At 61.0% G+C, this 15,747-nt stretch carries 16 protein-coding genes; 5 read left to right on the top strand and 11 right to left on the bottom strand.

Going from position 1 to position 15,747, the window contains the following annotated elements; translation table 11 throughout:
* Positions 1-3 precede the first annotated feature (3 nt).
* The gene (locus A6764_RS06255) at positions 4-1,578 is read right to left on the bottom strand and encodes an FAD-dependent oxidoreductase (protein ID WP_176703265.1); all 1,575 of its coding nucleotides are present in this window, start codon (positions 1,576-1,578) and stop codon (positions 4-6) included.
* A 262-nt stretch (positions 1,579-1,840) separates the two neighbouring features.
* On the opposite strand from A6764_RS06255, the gene A6764_RS06250 reads away from it, so the two are divergent.
* Complete coding sequence (locus A6764_RS06250; protein ID WP_051188137.1) at positions 1,841-2,080, top strand: hypothetical protein; 240 nt, start codon at positions 1,841-1,843, stop codon at positions 2,078-2,080.
* Positions 2,077-2,949: a YwqG family protein gene (locus tag A6764_RS06245; protein WP_065067042.1), complete on the top strand. Its 873-nt coding sequence runs from the start codon at positions 2,077-2,079 to the stop codon at positions 2,947-2,949. The genes A6764_RS06250 and A6764_RS06245 overlap by 4 nt, the downstream gene beginning before the upstream one ends.
* Positions 2,950-3,039: 90 nt before the next feature.
* Here the strand turns inward: A6764_RS06245 and A6764_RS06240 are convergent, their stop codons facing one another.
* Positions 3,040-3,753 (bottom strand): AAA family ATPase, encoded by a 714-nt coding sequence (locus A6764_RS06240; protein ID WP_065067057.1) that lies wholly within the window; start codon positions 3,751-3,753, stop codon positions 3,040-3,042.
* Between the two features lie 67 nt (positions 3,754-3,820).
* Here A6764_RS06240 and A6764_RS06235 point away from each other — a divergent pair, with 67 nt between their 5' ends.
* Positions 3,821-5,248 carry a L,D-transpeptidase family protein gene (locus A6764_RS06235; RefSeq protein WP_065067043.1) on the top strand — a complete coding sequence of 476 codons (1,428 nt, stop codon included), beginning with the start codon at positions 3,821-3,823 and terminating at the stop codon, positions 5,246-5,248.
* A gap of 130 nt (positions 5,249-5,378) precedes the next feature.
* Here the strand turns inward: A6764_RS06235 and A6764_RS06230 are convergent, their stop codons facing one another.
* The 3 genes from A6764_RS06230 to tkt form a co-directional block, all read right to left on the bottom strand.
* On the bottom strand, positions 5,379-5,726 hold the full coding sequence (locus A6764_RS06230; RefSeq protein WP_029098634.1) for a hypothetical protein: 348 nt from the start codon (positions 5,724-5,726) through the stop codon (positions 5,379-5,381).
* 100 nt (positions 5,727-5,826) lie between these two features.
* The gene (locus A6764_RS06225; RefSeq protein ID WP_065067044.1) at positions 5,827-8,364 is read right to left on the bottom strand and encodes a transglycosylase domain-containing protein; all 2,538 of its coding nucleotides are present in this window, start codon (positions 8,362-8,364) and stop codon (positions 5,827-5,829) included.
* A 167-nt stretch (positions 8,365-8,531) separates the two neighbouring features.
* A complete protein-coding gene (gene tkt, locus A6764_RS06220; RefSeq protein WP_065067045.1) occupies positions 8,532-10,538 on the bottom strand; it encodes a transketolase in 2,007 nt (668 codons plus the stop codon).
* Positions 10,539-10,644: 106 nt separating this feature from the next.
* Here tkt and A6764_RS06215 point away from each other — a divergent pair, with 106 nt between their 5' ends.
* Positions 10,645-10,809: a hypothetical protein gene (locus tag A6764_RS06215; protein WP_176703266.1), complete on the top strand. Its 165-nt coding sequence runs from the start codon at positions 10,645-10,647 to the stop codon at positions 10,807-10,809.
* 134 nt (positions 10,810-10,943) lie between these two features.
* On the top strand, positions 10,944-11,390 hold the full coding sequence (locus A6764_RS06210; protein ID WP_029098631.1) for an NUDIX hydrolase: 447 nt from the start codon (positions 10,944-10,946) through the stop codon (positions 11,388-11,390).
* Positions 11,391-11,418: 28 nt separating this feature from the next.
* Here the strand turns inward: A6764_RS06210 and A6764_RS06205 are convergent, their stop codons facing one another.
* The 6 genes from A6764_RS06205 to A6764_RS06180 all read right to left on the bottom strand — a co-directional run bounded on the left by A6764_RS06205 (position 11,419) and on the right by A6764_RS06180 (position 15,618).
* The gene (locus tag A6764_RS06205) at positions 11,419-12,918 is read right to left on the bottom strand and encodes a sensor histidine kinase (protein WP_083989793.1); all 1,500 of its coding nucleotides are present in this window, start codon (positions 12,916-12,918) and stop codon (positions 11,419-11,421) included.
* Entirely contained in the window at positions 12,902-13,609 is a 708-nt protein-coding gene (locus A6764_RS06200) for a response regulator transcription factor (RefSeq protein ID WP_065067046.1), read from the bottom strand. The genes A6764_RS06205 and A6764_RS06200 overlap by 17 nt, the downstream gene beginning before the upstream one ends.
* On the bottom strand, positions 13,572-14,231 hold the full coding sequence (locus A6764_RS06195) for a DedA family protein (RefSeq protein ID WP_083989794.1): 660 nt from the start codon (positions 14,229-14,231) through the stop codon (positions 13,572-13,574). The genes A6764_RS06200 and A6764_RS06195 overlap by 38 nt, the downstream gene beginning before the upstream one ends.
* On the bottom strand, positions 14,221-14,844 hold the full coding sequence (locus A6764_RS06190) for a class I SAM-dependent methyltransferase (RefSeq protein ID WP_319800804.1): 624 nt from the start codon (positions 14,842-14,844) through the stop codon (positions 14,221-14,223). The genes A6764_RS06195 and A6764_RS06190 overlap by 11 nt, the downstream gene beginning before the upstream one ends.
* Before the next feature lie 184 nt (positions 14,845-15,028).
* A complete protein-coding gene (locus A6764_RS06185) occupies positions 15,029-15,223 on the bottom strand; it encodes a YqgQ family protein (protein WP_029098627.1) in 195 nt (64 codons plus the stop codon).
* Positions 15,220-15,618 carry a hypothetical protein gene (locus A6764_RS06180; protein WP_035299790.1) on the bottom strand — a complete coding sequence of 133 codons (399 nt, stop codon included), beginning with the start codon at positions 15,616-15,618 and terminating at the stop codon, positions 15,220-15,222. Before A6764_RS06180 ends, A6764_RS06185 begins: the two co-directional genes overlap by 4 nt.
* Positions 15,619-15,747: the final 129 nt, after the last annotated feature.

The following is a 15,747-nucleotide window of genomic DNA, read 5'->3' as shown; positions in this document are numbered from 1 at the left end:
AGCTCAGACCGGGCCGATCGACGGCCAGGCCAGCTCGACGCCTTCCCGCACCAGGAGCCGCTGAAAATCGGCCAAATCCTCCGGCGTGTTGCGGACAGCGCGGGGGGAAATCCCCCGCTCGAGGCAGTAGCCGGCCAGAAAGCCGGCCGCTTCGCCGATATTCCACTCCACGGGGTGGAGCCGGAAGCAGCCGTTGGTAATGTGCGTGACCCCCGCATTCTTGCAGGCCGGCAGCAGATTCTCCATCCGGAGGGGAATCAGGCTGCCGAGCGGAATCTGGAACGGCAGGGAGGGAATGTACAGGTAGTTCCGGCCGCCCGTGCTGGGATGCAGGTCGATCCGGTAGCAGCCCACGCCGACGGAATCTTCGAACGTCTCCGCCCTGCCGTCTGGGCGGCACGCCGGACTGACGTGCTGTTCGAGCACGGTAAACTCCGCCCGGATCCGCCGGGATTCGCGGATGTAGGGGGACATGGCCAATCCGTCGTCCGTTCCAAGGACGTCCCGGCGCAGGCGCAGTCCGGGATATCCCTGTTTGCCGTCGGGCCTGGGCGCCTCCGTCTGCATCCAGTACAAGAGCGACAGGCTGAGCTGTTTCGCCTGATGCAGATGGTGCGTCCGCTCGTCCTCGCTGACGTCGATGATCGGGCCGAGCCAGTAGTCGTTTTGCGGCCAGTTGACCAGCGTGATGCTGCTCGGGTACAAACCGGCGGCGAAGTTGTCCTTGTCCGCGATCTGCCGGTAGAGAAACAGCGAGAAGTGGTCCGTCCCCGGAAACAGCTCGTATCGGACGGGTTCGTGGGTATCCGGCTTCACGCCTGTCCAGCTCAGCAGCTTGTCCGGCCAGAAATCGGGCTGGTAGTTCCGCCAGAACTCATAGCTGGCCGGTTTGTCGATCGTATGGTCTTCCCCTTCCAGATAGTCCATCGCAAACACGTACGTGAACGACTGCATGTCCATCGGCTGCGGGTCCCCTTCCAGCGCATGGGGTTCTCCCGTTTCGCCGACGGATTCCGCCCCGGTCACGTACTCGACACCGGCCAGCGGAAGCAGGTCGCCGCACTCCGTCGCGTCGAGAAAATAAGGAGCCGCCAGTTCCACGCGATCCCCCGTCTCCAGATGGGTGACGGTCGCGGAGACGATCCGGTCTCCCTCGGTACGGGCCGCCACAAGCCTGTGCCGGACGAGTACGGTCACCCTGCCGCTGTTGACGTACGGAGCCAGCATCTGGTGCAAAACGGCCAGCGCCACTTTCGGTTCATGACAGAGGCGGCTGACCGATCCGTTTCCCGGGTCGAGGTACGGGACAGCTCTCGCCGCTTCCGTGAGCGGATAAACATCGCGGTAATAGCGGCGCACGCCGTCGCGAAACGCCCGGTAACTGCGGGTGCAGCCGAACTGTTCGATCCAGGGGTGTTCATCCGGCGGAACGGCCTGGCTGGTGAGCTGCCCGCCGATCCAGGAGGTTTCTTCCGTCATGACGACGGTTCTGCCCAGTTTGGCGGCGGCCAAGGCAGCCGCACAGCCGCCGACGCCCCCGCCTATGACGACCAGGTCGGCATGAAGTTCCCGTATCATGTGCATGCACTCCTTCCGCTTCGTCCATTTAAAAATATTCTATTTTTGTAAGTATTTGGTCTTTTCTATTGTATGAGATGGGCTGCCGGGTGGCAAGCAAACGATCAGGAACATGTCGCCAAACGGCCGTCTGTTCACGAATGGTTCACAAACGGACACAGACGGGAAGTGTCACGGCTTCTTCTTTTTGCCGGCTGCATGAAGCCATGATAGAATAATCGTGTCGTGTATTCCATTTTTTTCTAAGAAAGGAGAGATTCGCATGCTGAATTTTGGAAGGACTGCTCTTGATGTGGGGCCGTCTTTTTTCATGCTCGTTCCCCTGCTGCTGACGCTCGCCTTTTACGGGTTCATCGTGTACGTTCTCGTCAGTCTGCTCCGCTTCATGAAGCAAAAGACGGAAAGCGACCGGGAACGCAACGCCAAGCTGGGCGAGCTGATCCGCTTGATGCGTGAGACGACTGCCGGGAGCCTGCCGGACAACAAGGAGGAGAACCGATGAAACAAGAGATTTTGTCCTTGTTTCACGAGGCGGGGCTGTCACGCTACGCGGAGCGTTTCGAACCGCTCATCCGCCCTTCTTTCCGAATTTTCACGCATCCGGTGGACGAGGAGGCGCTGTCCCCCGGCTCGTCCAAAATCGGCGGCTGCCCCGACCTGCCGGCGGGAACGCCTTGGCCGTACTGGAGGTCGTATCCGCTGTCGTTCCTGGCGCAGATCAACCTGGCCGAACTGCCCCCGTTTCCGGAGAACATACTGCCGGAGCGGGGATTGCTCCTCTTCTTTTTCGCCGCGGCGGCGATGTACGACGACAAGGATTTCTACGACAGCGTGGAGACAGCCAGGGTCTTGTTCGTACCGGACCCGGACGGTGCCGGCTTGAAGCGGACCGCGCCGCCCGAGGAGCTGGACGATTACGATCCGCCCGCCCGCTTCTCGCCCTGCTCCCTCCGCTATCTTGTGGAGTGGACCGTACCACCGGGCGAGTCGTGCGACATCGAGCAGCTTGGCATGAGCTGGAACGAAAACCGGGACGATTTCGACCGGTACTGGGAGGTATTCGGCCAACGCGTTGAGGAGTGGTTTCTTCATCCGGACGACATGAAAAATCGCCTGCTCGGCTGTCCCGACCCGATACAGGGGGACATGCAGCGGGAATGTCAGCTTCTGGCCGATCCCTCCACGGACAGAAACGATCAGGCGGCGCTGCGGCGAGCGACCCGCTGGCGGCTGCTGTTCCAGGTGGATTCGGAAGAGGAAAAGACGGGGATGATGTGGGGAGACGTCGGCCGCCTTTACTTCTGGATCGAGCAGGAGGCGCTGGAGCGGGGCGACTTTTCCCGCGTCGTTTGCATCGAGCAGTGCGGCTGAGCAGGGCCGGAAAACATGCTGGCCCGCCAGCCTGGGGCCGGCTGTCGAACGGTCCTTCCCGCGAAAGCAGGCACTGGCGGGGCAATCGCGTCAGATGTCCCAAAAGGCCCGGGGATTCTCCAGAAAGCGGCGGGTCAGTTGGTAGTGCTCCGTCTCCTCGTAGCGGACCTCCGCCAGCGGCGACTCGTCAAAGCTGAGGATGCGGGCGCCCGGGAAGCCCATCAGGATCGGCGAGTGGGTGGCGATGAGAAACTGGGCCCCTTCCTCCACCATCTCCCGCATCAGGTATAAAAACGCGATCTGCCGCATCGGCGAGAGGGCCGCCTCCGGTTCGTCCAGAAGGTAGATGCCTTTGCCGCGAAAGCGGTGGGCAAACAGCGAGAAAAACGACTCGCCGTGCGACTGCTCGTGCAGCGACCGCCCGCCGTAGCTGCGGTACCCGGTCGGACTGAGGCGCTCCGTCTCGTCGATGTGGCTGGCAAACTGGTAAAAGCTCTCCGCCCGAAGAAAAAAGCCGTTGGTCATCTTCGGGCGCCAGGAAAGGCGGACATATTCTCCCAGAGCCGCCTCCGCCCGGTCCACGTGGTAGAGGTTGTGACGGCCGCCGCCGGCGGTGTGAAAGCCGCACTGGTAGGCGACCGCCTCCAGCAGCGTCGACTTGCCGGAGCCGTTTTCGCCGACAAAAAAGGTGACGCTGCTGGTCAAGGGGATTTCGTCCACGCCCTGGTACGCAGGCAGGGAAAACGGGTAGCCCGCCTGCGTGGGAAACAGCTCCCTGCGCAAGATGATGGCATGCAGATACATCATGTCTCTCCTCCTCTCTCACGTTTTCCCTGTTCCCGGCCGATACTTCCAGTAAGGAGGGAGTGCGGTGAACAAGGCACAGTTTCTCCAGGAAAAAAGCACGTTTCACATGACCTATCCGGACAAGAACGACCTCGCCTTTTACCGATGGTTCGTCGAACGGCATCCCGACCTGGCCATCGGCTGGTACCATCTCGGCCGCGAACGGGAAATGCGGAACGAAACGGAAGAGGCGCTGGCCGCGTACCGCCGGGCGCTGCACGCCAGGCACGGCCCGTTCTCGGAAGAGGCGGCCGCCGCCTATCAGGACCTGCTGCGCAGGCGCAGGCGGCGGTTGTGGGCCGGCAGAATCCGCCTGCTGCTCGCCTCGCTTTTGTTTTTCCATGCCCAATTTGCCTTCTCGCCGGGGCTCTTGTCGGAACCGGACCGGGCGGCTCCGACAGGCGCCGCTTCCCCCGATGGAAGGAACACATCCGTCCTAGAGCGGCCGCACGTGGAAGTGATCGCCGTACCGGCCGGCATGGACGGCAAGCGGCTGCGCGATCACGTGTACGACTATGTGAGAGGGCGCCGTCCTGCGCTCACACAGCCGTACACGGTGCTGGCCGTCCCGGAAGTGACGGGGGCGCCGCTGTTTACGCCGCTGTTGTTTTACCGGCCGGGCGAACTGCGCGGTCTCCTGCGGTATGACCCCGTCAGCCGCACCGTCTTGAGCCAGCAGTGGTTTGACCGTCCCTGCGCCTGCGACCAGAATCCGGCGGTGCGGACGGCCAAGCTCCAGCTCGCGGAGGAACAGCGCACGCTGGAACACCTGCTGATCCTGCGCAGCGCCCTGTACCGCAGCTACCAGCAAAAAGGGAGCCTGCCCCGGCGCCTGAGCGACCTGGCCGGCGCCTATCCCGGCAACGCGCTGCCGGAGATTCCCCCGCCGCCTGCCTGGTACGGATCATCGGACTGGGCGTACCGGCCAGCGGCGTTTCGCCCGGAAGCCGCCTGGGAAAGCATGCGCCAGGTCGTCCCGCTGCGCGGCTATCCGGAGCCGTCGGTGCCGCTGGAGCCGCTGCAGATTCACGTCCACCTGGACTCGCACACGATGACGCTGACCAGCGGGCCACACCTCGTCCGGCGCTATCCGATCGCCATCGGCAAAAACGGCTCGACGCCGGAAGGCTACTTTTCCGTGCTGCAAAAAATCAGCCGTCCCCGCGGCCCCGGCGACATCTACGGAACGCGAGGCCTGATTTTTCAGCGCGACGGCTACGCCATCCACGGCACCAACCATCCCGCCAGCATCGGCCAGTCGGTCTCGCTTGGCTGCATTCGCCTGCACAACCGGGACGTCGAGGAACTGTACACGTTTGCCGCGCCGGGAACGGAAGTGATCATCTCCGCCCATGCCGCTCCCGTTCCCCGGTGGGCCAACCCGGCAGCGCTTGCCCTGCCGGCCGGTCGCGACGAGGAAACGCCCCGCGTCGTCTATCATTGGCTTCATTAACAGGAAGGACGAACAAGCCGCTGTCCGGGTCACATCCGGCATGCGGAGAGCGGCCCTCCTGCAACCGATGGACAGGCAAAGGCGGATCGACGGCAAAAAAGCGCGCTCCCGCTGCGGGAACGCGCTTTTCTTATTCTTCCATATGGCTCAGGGTTTCTTCTTCCTGTTCTTCTTCCGGATTCCACTGATCCAGCACCTTGCCCTGCAGGACTTTGCCTTTGATAAACTCCACCTGCTGGTCGCTGAATTCTTCCGTCCACTCGATCCCCAACTCTTCCGCCAGACGGACGACGGTCAGCAGTTCGGACCACGCCACGTAGCGTTTATACCAGAAGAACTGGGGCTGTTCGTTCATGTACGGATACAAATCGTCAAAATCGGTGTGTTTACAGTCGAGAGCACGTTCAAAATTCACCTTGGCCCGCCGCAACTGCTCTACAAAAAACGCCCGCAAATCCACTTGTGCGAAGTCAGTCATAGACCGTCCCTCCTGTCTCCCGATTTATGTGTATTGTACCACGCGGGAGAGGAAGTGCAAATACTCGAAAATGTGCTAACTGTGCAGCAGATTTCCACTGTTAGCCGTTGCGGCCGTTCCCTCGCGAATGTCGTCGGCCGTCTTCCCCATCTTCGGGCGGCGGCGGCAGCACAATGCCGTTTGGCGGCGATTGCTGGTTGTTCGGTTGGACGATATCCGGCGGAATCACCGGCGTTTCGCCGCCAGGAGACTGACCGTCTGCAGGCTGACCGGTTCCGTTCTGTCCATCTGTTCCGGTGGACGGGTACTGGCCGTTGCCTCCCTCGACCGTGCCGTCGTCCTGATGCGAGCCGCTGTTGTCGTCCTCATGCGTGCCGCTGTCGTCGTGGTGCTCCCCTTCCTGCAGCAGCTGCTCCAATTGCTTCGTGTTGATTTCGGCAATGTTGGAAGGCTCCAGTTCCCTGCCATCCGCATCACGGGGAACGACGACATACTTGTACATGACCGGAGAGTCCAGCGTATCCACGTGCCTGTTATCCTTCACGCCGGCGGCGATCAGCTGGCGATCATCCGGATTGTCCGGAGAAATCCGGTACACGTCGTACGTGTAGTCGTCAGCCCCGCCGGACCAGCTCAATACCACTTTCAGCGAGTTGTTGTCCAGGGTCAGGTCGGCGGAGAGCCGCACGGAAGCGGCCTCTTCTTTTTTCGGCTCTTTTTCCCGCTTCATGCCTGCCGGCGGTTCAAAATCCCGCACCGGTTCTCCTTTCAAGCCCTTTTTCAGAACGGTGGCGAACATTTTGGCCGTCAGGCTGCTGCCTTCGCGCATCAGGTGCTGGGCGTCTTCGTGGTCAAAGCCCATCCAGACCGCGCCTACGTACTCCGGCGTGTACCCGACGAACCAGGCGTCCTTGTTGACGCTGCTGTCCCCGATGAGGGATTGCGTCGTCCCCGTTTTCCCGGCGACGTGGCGGCCGGAAATCCGCGCGTTGCGCCCCGTCCCTTCTTTGACCGCACGCTCCAGCATGGTGTGTACCTTCCATGCCGTTTCCGGTTTGATCACCTGCTCCTGTTTCGGCTGGTAGACTTTCTCGACGCCGCCCTGTTCGTTCACGATTTTCTCGATCACGTGCGCTTCGGACACCACCCCGCTGTTGGGGAAGGCCGTGTACGCCTGCGCCATTTTCAGCGGCGACGTGCCCTTGTCCAGACCGCCCAGCGCGATCGCCAGGTTGCGGTCTTTCGGAGTCAGCTCGATGCCGAATTTCTTCAGATACTTCAGCGAGGTATCGATGCCGATTTCGTTCAGCAGCCAGACCGCCGGCACGTTCAACGAATCGATCACGGCGCGGGTCATGCTGACGGAATCGCTGTACCTGCCGTTGTAGTTGCGCGGCTCGTAGCCGTTGAAGCTCTGCCGCTTGTTGGAGAGCGACGAATTGGGCTCCCATCTGGAGTCCGAATCGATTGCCGGAGCGTAAACGGCCAGCGGCTTGAACGCCGAACCGGGCTGCCGCTGCATGTCGGTCGCCAGGTTGTAGCCTTTTGGCTTGTAATCGCGGCCGCCCATCATCGCGGCGATGCCGCCGGTTTTGGCGTCGACGACGATCATCGACGATTCCACGGCCCGCTGCGGCCCCGATTTCGGGAAGTTGTCCGGGTTCTCGTACGCCTCCACCATGGCGTCCTGCATTTTCGGGTTGAACGTGGTGTAAATCTTCCAGCCGCCGCGGTACAGATCTTCTTCCGTGACGCCGTACTTCGCCTCGGCCTCCCGGATCACGTAGTCGTAAAACGCCCGGTAGCCTTTTTTCAACCCGCCGCCTGCCTTCGCTTCTTCCGTCTCCTCCGGCAGCGGTTTGGCCTGCGCCGCCACCTTTTGCTCCTGCGTGATGAATCCCTGTTCGCTCATCAGGCGCAGCACGGTGTCGCGGCGCAATTTCGCCTTTTCCGGATTGTTAAACGGCGAGTAGGTGGACGGCGCTTTCGGAATGGCCGCCAGCATGGCCGCCTCGTCCAGTTCGAGCTCGGAGACCTTCTTGCCAAAGTAGCGCTCGGCGGCGTCGCCAACGCCGTAGGCGCCTTCCCCGAAGTAAATCTGGTTCAGGTACATCTCCAGAATCTGGTCCTTGGAATACCGGCGCTCCAGAGCCATGGCGATGCAGACTTCCTTCGTCTTGCGCCAAAACGTCTGTTCCAGGGAGAGGAATACTCGTCGTGCGAGCTGCTGCGTGATCGTACTGCCCCCTTCGGCGAGCGATCCCTTGCGGATGTCGTTGATGATGGCGCCGCCGATCCGAAACATGTCCACGCCTTTGTGCTCGAAGAAGCGCCGGTCTTCCGTAGCGATAAAGGCGTTGATCAAATGATCCGGCATCTCGGTGAGCGGTACGTACTTGGTGTTCTTTTCACGGAGCAGCTTCGTGATTTCGGTACCGTCTTTGTCATAGATCACCGTAGGCTCGGATTTCAGAGCCTCCAGTTTCTGTATCTGCGTGTCAATCATTTTTTCACCGGCGTACAGCAATGCAAAGTATCCGCCGATGACGCTCAAGATCAGAAAGACCGTAAAGGATACGGCAAACATCAGCAATTTCTTCTTTTTCTTCTTCCCTTGTTGCTTGGCCTTTGTTGCCATGAATGACCTCCTGGTTGCTTTCTCTCTCCCACACCATATAGACGGATCCTTTTCAAAAAAGTTTCTGTCCGCCCCCCCCGTCTATGATTCCATATCTGCGCCCGTTTGTCACTGGAAAAAGCCTGTCTCCCCAAGGGAGAACAGGCTTTTGCACGCAAAAAGGATATTTACTTGAGCAGCTTTTCCGCTTCCGCCACCACGTTGTCCACGGTGAAACCGTACTCTTTCATGATCCGTTCGCCCGGAGCGGAGGCGCCGAACTGGTTGATGCCCAGCACCTTGCCGCCGTCGCCGACGTAGCGCTCCCAGCCCAGCGGAGAGGCCATTTCCACAGCCAGACGGGCTTTCACCGCCGGCGGGATCACGGCGTCGCGGTACTCCTGCGGCTGGCGTTCAAACAGCTCCCAGCTCGGCATGGAGACGACGCGCGCCTGGATGCCTTTCGCGGCCAGCACTTCGCGAGCCTGCATGCAAAGGGAGACTTCGGAACCGGTGGCGATCAGGACGAGCTGCGGGTTGCCGTCCGGCGCGTCGGCCAGTACGTAGGCCCCTTTGCTTACCCCTTCGGCCGCCTTCTCGATCGTTTCGTTGAGCACCGGCAGGTTTTGACGCGTCAGCACCAGGGCGACCGGCTCATCCGTGCGGGAGATGGCGTACTTCCACGCTTCATTGGTCTCCACGGCGTCGGCCGGACGCAGCACTATCAGGCCCGGCATCGCCCGCAGCGAAGCGAGCTGTTCGATCGGCTCGTGCGTCGGACCGTCTTCCCCGACGGCGATCGAGTCGTGGGTGAAGACGTAGATCACCGGCTGCTTCATCAGCGCGGACAGGCGGATGGCCGGACGCAGGTAATCGGAAAAGACGAAGAACGTGCCGCCGTATACCTTCAGTCCGCCGTGCAGCGCCATCCCGTTGAGGGCGGCCCCCATCGCAAACTCGCGCACACCAAACCAGATGTTGCGTCCGTCGTAGCTGCCAGGCAGGAAGTTCCCCGCCTCTTTGATCATGGTGTTGTTGGAGTGAGCCAGGTCAGCGGAACCGCCGAACAGGTACGGAACCGTTTTGGCCAGTGCGTTGATCGCATGGCCGGACGCGGCGCGGGTGGCCAGCTTGGTTCCGGCTTCGTAGGTCGGCAGTTGGCTGTCCCAGCCGGCCGGCAGGTGACCGTCCGCCGCTGTCTGGAACTGACGGGCCAGCTCCGGATACGCCTTGGCGTATTCGGCAAAGCGTTCGCGCCATGCCGCTTCCGCCTGTTCGCCCGCTTCCGCCCGTTTGGCGTAGTAGTCGGCCACTTCCTGCGGGACGTGGAATTCGGCGTCATGCGGCCACTGGTAGTGGGCCTTGGTCAGCTTCACTTCTTCCTTGCCCAGCGGCGCGCCGTGGGCCGCGTTGGAGCCCCCTTTGTTCGGGCTGCCGTAACCGATCACCGTCTTTACCTCGATCAGGGTCGGGCGATCCAGATCCTGCTTCGCTTCGGCAATCGCCGCCTCGATGGCCGCCAGATCGTTGCCGTCCTCGACGCGCAGGTACTGCCAGCCGTACGCCTGGTAGCGCTGCGCCACATTTTCCGAGAAGGAACGGGACAGCTCGCCGTCAAGCGAAATGTCGTTGGAATCGTACAGCACGATCAGCTTGCCCAGCTTCAGGTGGCCGGCCAGCGAAGAGGCCTCGCCGGAGACGCCCTCCATCAGGTCGCCGTCGCCGCAAATGACGTAGGTGTAGTGGTTGACGATGTCAAAGCCGTCGCGGTTGTAGACAGCCGCCATGTGCTTCTCCGCCATCGCCATCCCGACGGCCATGGCAATCCCCTGACCCAGTGGACCGGTCGTGGCGTCCACGCCGGGCGTGTGGCCGTACTCCGGATGGCCCGGGGTCTTGCTGCCCCATTGGCGGAAGTTATGTATGTCTTCCAACGAAACATCGTATTTCATCAGGTGCAGCATGGCGTATAATAGCATTGAACCATGTCCCGCAGACAGCACGAAACGGTCCCGGTCGATCCATTGCGGATTGCGCGGGTTTACCTTCATGAAACGGCTCCACAAGACATGCGCCATCGGTGCCGCTCCCATCGGCATGCCCGGATGGCCGGAGTTGGCTTTTTCGATAGCGTCAATGGCCAGCGTGCGGATCGTGTTGATCGCCAGTTGATCGACAGACGTGTGCTGAGTCATCAAGCAAATCCTCCCTGCGTTTTTTTACGGGTAAACGACGAACCAATTATAGCACAGTTCGGCAGTACAATCATGTCCACGGCGGAAAAAGGAGGTGGTCCGGTTCATGTCGACCCTGTATCTGATCATCGGCATTGTGTTGGGACTGGCCGGTTTCGGCATGCTGTTTTACGCCATGGCCATCTCTCCGCTGCAGCGAAAACGGGATCAGGAACTGCGGAAAAAAAGCGCGGAGCACCACCGGGTTGCGGAAGAGGCGCCGCGGGAGTGACAGCGGTTTCGTCAACAGCTCGGCCGGATCCTGCAGCAAGCGATCCGGCCGCTTGCTGTTCGTTGACAGATGGGAAAACTTGGCGGAATAATAAGAATGTTTGCAACCATGTCGTATAAACGTTGGAGGTTTGCATGAGCACAGAACGGTTCACCATGCCCGCCGCCGTCCACCTGTTTCTCCGGCGGGGAAACGAGCTGCTGCTGCTGCGCCGCTTCAATACGGGCTACGAAGACGGCAGCTACAGCGTCCCGGCCGGCCATCTGGACGGCGGAGAAGAAGTGAAGGCAGCGGCCATTCGGGAAGCGAAAGAGGAATGCGGCATCGACATCGACCCGGCCGATCTGGAAGTGGTCGGCGTGATGCACCGAAAATCGACGGACGAGCGGATCGACTTCTTTCTCACCGCCCGCACGTGGACAGGCGAGATCGTCAACGCCGAACCGGAGAAATGCGACGAACTGCGCTGGTGCGACGTGGACGACCTGCCCGCCAACGTGATCCCGTACGTCCGTCAGGCGATTCACAACTACCGCTCGGGCAAGTGGTTCGACAGCTTCGGATGGGACAAGCGCGGCTGAGAGGGCGCTCCTGTCCGGGCCTTGCCCGTCATGAACGGGGGGCCGGCAGCCAGATGTGAAACGACAGAACGCCGTCGCGGTAGTCCGCCTGAATGCGGCCGCCGTGCAGTTCGACGATGCTCTTGACGATGGCCAGCCCCAGCCCGGAGCCGCCTGTCTTGCGCGAGCGGGACTGCTCCACCCGGTAAAAGCGTTCAAACAGTCGGTTCAGCGCCTCCGGGGCCATCTCGTCCGCCCTGTTGGCCACCGACAAGCGGATGCCGCCTGCCTCGCGGGCGAGCGTCACGTCGATGCTGCCCGGTTTTTTGCCGTACTTGATCGCGTTGCTGAACAGGTTCTCCAGCACGCGCACGAACTTTTCCGGGTCCACGCTGACGTACAGCCGTTCGTCGGGCAGCGCTTTGCAAAAGCTGAGCTGCTGTTCCTCCGCCAGCGGCACGTACTCCTCCACCAACTGCTCCACCAGTTCGTTCATGCTGATGGTCTGCCGGTAGAGCTGGACTCCTTGGCCACTGAGCGTGGTGTATTCGAACAAATCCTCCACCAGCCGCTTCAGATGTTCCGCCTTCTCATAGGCGATCCGCGTGTACTCCTGCTGATCCGGCCCTCCGGCGGGATGGTCTTTCAGCAGCCGCAGGTAGCCGAGCACCGAGGTGAGCGGCGTGCGCAAATCGTGCGAGACGTTGGTGATCAGTTCGTTTTTGGTCTTCTCCGCCTGCCGCTCCCGTTCGATGTTCGCCTGCAGTTCCTCCGCCATCCGGTTGATGTTGCGGGCAAGCGAGCCCAGTTCGTCTTCGCCCCGCACCTCGACCCGGTGATCCAGCTTGCCCTGCGAGATGACGAGCAGGCTGTCGGCCAATTCCTCGATATAGCCTGTTTTCCGCTTGGTAAATCGGTAAAACAGATAAAATAAGACGATCAAAAACACGGGCAGAGCAATCATGTTGACGCCGGTGCTCTCATAGCGGATGCTCGCCTCCGGCATGCCGCGGGCGATCAGGTAGCCTTTTTGTCCGGCCAGCTCCACCGGGTAAAAGGCGACAAACTCTTGGGGACGGTACCTGTCGCGATCAAGGCGCAGCTCCATCGCCCTGCTGATGACGCTGTACAAATCGACCTGGCTCTCCGTCGCCTTGGCGGACTTGAGCACCACCTTGCCGTCCAGGTTGACCAAAAGCATCCGCAGCCCGACATCCTGCTCGAAATTGTTCATCATCTGCTGCAGGGCCGCTTTGTCCGTTACCTTCTGCTCCCGGATTATGGAGGCCAGCCGCCTTGTATCCCAGTCCATCCGCTCCATGCTTTGGCTGTAGTCGACGTACGGCCGCAAATACAGCTTCTCGGTCATCTCGTGGGCGAGGCTCGCCGCCAGGAGGGCAGCCAGCAGGCAAAAGACGAAGGTGGTGATCAACTGCAGGCGCAGGCTCCGCCGAAAGTGTTCCACGGCGCGCCGAACGACTGTCATCGTCCAGCGGTACAGGCGGCGAGTCACGTAAAACGGCGACAGCCATCTAAACAACGCTCTCAATTTTATACCCCACTCCCCACACGGTCTTGATGTATCGCGGCTTGCGCGTGTCTTCCTCAATCTTTTCGCGAATTTTCCGGATGTGAACCATCACCGTGTTGTCCGACTGGCAAAACGGCTCCTTCCACACCCGCTCGTAGATCTGTTCCGTGCTGAATACGACGCCCCGATTGCGGGCCAAGAGCTCCAGAATGGCAAATTCGGTCGGCGTCAGTTTCACGTCCCGGCCGTTCACTTTCACCTCGCGCGTCGCCGTGTTGATCGTCAAATCGCCGATCTCGATCTCGTCTTCCCGGGCCGTGTATCCCTGATTGAGCCGCAGGTATCGCCGCAGCTGCGACTTGACGCGGGCCACCAGCTCCAACGGGTTGAACGGCTTGGTCATGTAGTCGTCCGCTCCGGTGCTGAGGCCGTAGATCTTGTCCATGTCCTGCGATTTGGCGGAGAGCATGATGATCGGCATGTGCTGTTCTTCGCGGATTTTCAGACAGGCCTGAATGCCGTCCAGCCGCGGCATCATGATGTCCAGGACGAGCAGGTGCACCTCGTTTTGCTTCAGGACCTCCAGCGCTTCCAAGCCGTCGGCCGCCTTCAGCACGCGGTACCCCTCGTTTTGCAGGTAAATGGCGATCAGGTTGCGGATCTCCTCGTCGTCATCCACGACCAGTACAGTGATTTCCTCCACTCTCATTTCCTCCCGTGGTTGCTTCTGTTTCGACGGACACGGCCCAGCGCCGCTGCCTGATCAGCCAGTACGCCGCACCGATGCACAAGAGCGCAGCCAAGGTAATCCGGCCGTACGTCTGCACGCCTTGGGCGATCGCGTCCAGGTGGCGACCAAACAGGCGGCCGGCCCAAAAATAGTTGAAGGTCCAGACGAATCCGGTGGGCAGGGTGTACATCGCATAGCGGCGCAGCGGCATGCGCTGGATGCCCACCAGATACGGCACCAGATGGCGCACGACCGGAAAGAAGTAGCTGAGGCAGAGCGCCCAACTGCCGTACCGCTCCATCAGCCGCTCCGCTTTGGCCAGATAGCGCCGGCCATTGCACTTGCGGACGACCCACTGCAGAATCGGCGCACCTACGCGATACCCCAGCACGTACCCGAGCGACAATCCGGAGACGACGCCCAGATAGACGGCTACAAACGCCGGCAGCGGTTCCAGCCACCCTTGGGCGGTCAGGGCCCCAGCCGACATGACGATCATTTCGTCGGGAATCGGCATGCCGACAATGCCCAGCCACAAGGAGAAAAACAGCGCGAGATACCCGTATTGTTCCACCATCTGCGTCAGGAAGTCAGCCGGCATCGTGATTCCCCCGCTTCCTGCAGACGTAGACGAACGCAAACGGAACATTGAGCGGCACAAAGCGGATCTCCACGCGGCCAAACCGCGCCGCCAACTGCTTTCTCATCTGCAGCGAGTATTGGAAACAGACGAACACGCCCCCGGGCTTCAGCGCCGCCTCCACCTGGTCCATGATGGCGTCCCGCAGGTCCTGCGGAAAATTGGCAAACGGCAGCCCGCACACCACCGCGTCCAACTGTCTGATGCCGCATCTCTCCATGATCCGGGTCAGCTCCCGCGCATCCCCGCCGACATGCAGCTCCGGATAGCGCGCGGCCAACTGACGGCGCATCCCGTCGTCCTTCTCCAGAATCAGCGCCGTGCAGCCGGGTTGTTTCAGCTCGCGGATCATCCGGGTAAACACGCCCGTCCCCGCCCCCAACTCCGCCACCGCCGTCGCTGTCGTCCAGTCGATCGGCGCCAGCATCCGCCGGGCAAGCTGGCGGGAGCTGGGCATGATGCTGCCGACCGTCCGGGGCGAGCGCAAAAACTTGCCGGCAAACAGCAGCCCGTCCGCAATCGGCCCCCGTCCCGGCGTCGGCATGCCTATTCGTTCAGACGTGCCTTTCATCATTCCTGTCACTCCCTCTCTTTGTTGTCCCTATCCTATCGCGGAAACCTTAGCAAAAAGAGAGGGAAACGCTTAAGAATTTCTGAAGATTGCCGGGGGATCGGACAGAGAGGCCCTTCCTTCAAGCGTGTGCCCTTTTCCATAAGAAAAAAACAGTCTGCACGAGACTGTTTTCTGAAGGATTCCCCTATGCCTTGCGCCGCTTGCGCAGGGCGGCCAGCGCCTGCACCATCTCTTCCTTGTCGATTACGCCGAGCTGGTACAGTTCACGGATTTCGTCTTCGATCAAAAGGAGGTCGCCCTCCGGATCGCCCGTGTAGATAAACAGACCGTATCGCTGCAAAAACGCGCTCAGGTCAAAGTCGCCCGGCTGTTCCTTCAACGCACTCCCTCCAAATCGGCCGCCATGCGGGAAAGCACGGCATCGTAGTCAAACTCGACGGCAAACCCGGTGATGACGACAATGTTCGCGTGCGGGTACGCTTCCTGCCAGGCGGCCTCCTCATCCGGTTTCAGCCCGACGATGTACAGCGGATCGCGGGACAATTGCTCGTCCTCCGCCAGCAGCCGTAAAAACTGATGGCACTTTTCCTGTTCGGCAGCGGCGTTGAGGACGATGACGCAGCGCTCCACTTCGCCCGTCCGGCGCAGCTCCTGTATCATCTGAAACGTTTTGGCCGTAGGCACGAGCGCGTTCAGCTCGGGAAAGCGGTCTAGCAGCTCGTCAAGCCAGTCGTCTTCTTCCCAGGCCAGGTAGTAGATCATTGCAGTAGACATGATTGACAACCCCTCATGCGCGGATACATCGCGGATTTCAATACGATGTGTGACTTCCTGTTATTATACCACGCCGGCGGGGCGGCGTCCCGGTGAATCGCTTGACTTCGACAAAACCATCCCGTAAGG

Source organism: Brevibacillus sp. WF146 (genome assembly GCF_001673705.2).
Lineage (GTDB): Bacteria > Bacillota > Bacilli > Brevibacillales > Brevibacillaceae > Brevibacillus > Brevibacillus thermoruber.
This window is presented reverse-complemented; position numbering and strand designations above follow the sequence as displayed.

Excerpts from the sequence above, each read along its gene's own strand:
- A6764_RS06230 (WP_029098634.1), bottom strand. The coding sequence starts at position 5,726 with ATGACTGACTTCGCACAAGTGGATTTGCGGGCGTTTTTTGTAGAGCAG.
- A6764_RS06210 (WP_029098631.1), top strand. The coding sequence starts at position 10,944 with ATGAGCACAGAACGGTTCACCATGCCCGCCGCCGTCCACCTGTTTCTC.
- A6764_RS06245 (WP_065067042.1), top strand. The coding sequence starts at position 2,077 with ATGAAACAAGAGATTTTGTCCTTGTTTCACGAGGCGGGGCTGTCACGC.
- A6764_RS06190 (WP_319800804.1), bottom strand. The coding sequence starts at position 14,844 with ATGATGAAAGGCACGTCTGAACGAATAGGCATGCCGACGCCGGGACGG.
- A6764_RS06200 (WP_065067046.1), bottom strand. The coding sequence starts at position 13,609 with ATGAGAGTGGAGGAAATCACTGTACTGGTCGTGGATGACGACGAGGAG.
- A6764_RS06195 (WP_083989794.1), bottom strand. The coding sequence starts at position 14,231 with ATGCCGGCTGACTTCCTGACGCAGATGGTGGAACAATACGGGTATCTC.
- A6764_RS06240 (WP_065067057.1), bottom strand. The coding sequence starts at position 3,753 with ATGTATCTGCATGCCATCATCTTGCGCAGGGAGCTGTTTCCCACGCAG.
- A6764_RS06255 (WP_176703265.1), bottom strand. The coding sequence starts at position 1,578 with ATGATACGGGAACTTCATGCCGACCTGGTCGTCATAGGCGGGGGCGTC.
- tkt (WP_065067045.1), bottom strand. The coding sequence starts at position 10,538 with ATGACTCAGCACACGTCTGTCGATCAACTGGCGATCAACACGATCCGC.
- A6764_RS06180 (WP_035299790.1), bottom strand. The coding sequence starts at position 15,618 with ATGTCTACTGCAATGATCTACTACCTGGCCTGGGAAGAAGACGACTGG.
- A6764_RS06250 (WP_051188137.1), top strand. The coding sequence starts at position 1,841 with ATGCTGAATTTTGGAAGGACTGCTCTTGATGTGGGGCCGTCTTTTTTC.
- A6764_RS06225 (WP_065067044.1), bottom strand. The coding sequence starts at position 8,364 with ATGGCAACAAAGGCCAAGCAACAAGGGAAGAAGAAAAAGAAGAAATTG.
- A6764_RS06215 (WP_176703266.1), top strand. The coding sequence starts at position 10,645 with ATGTCGACCCTGTATCTGATCATCGGCATTGTGTTGGGACTGGCCGGT.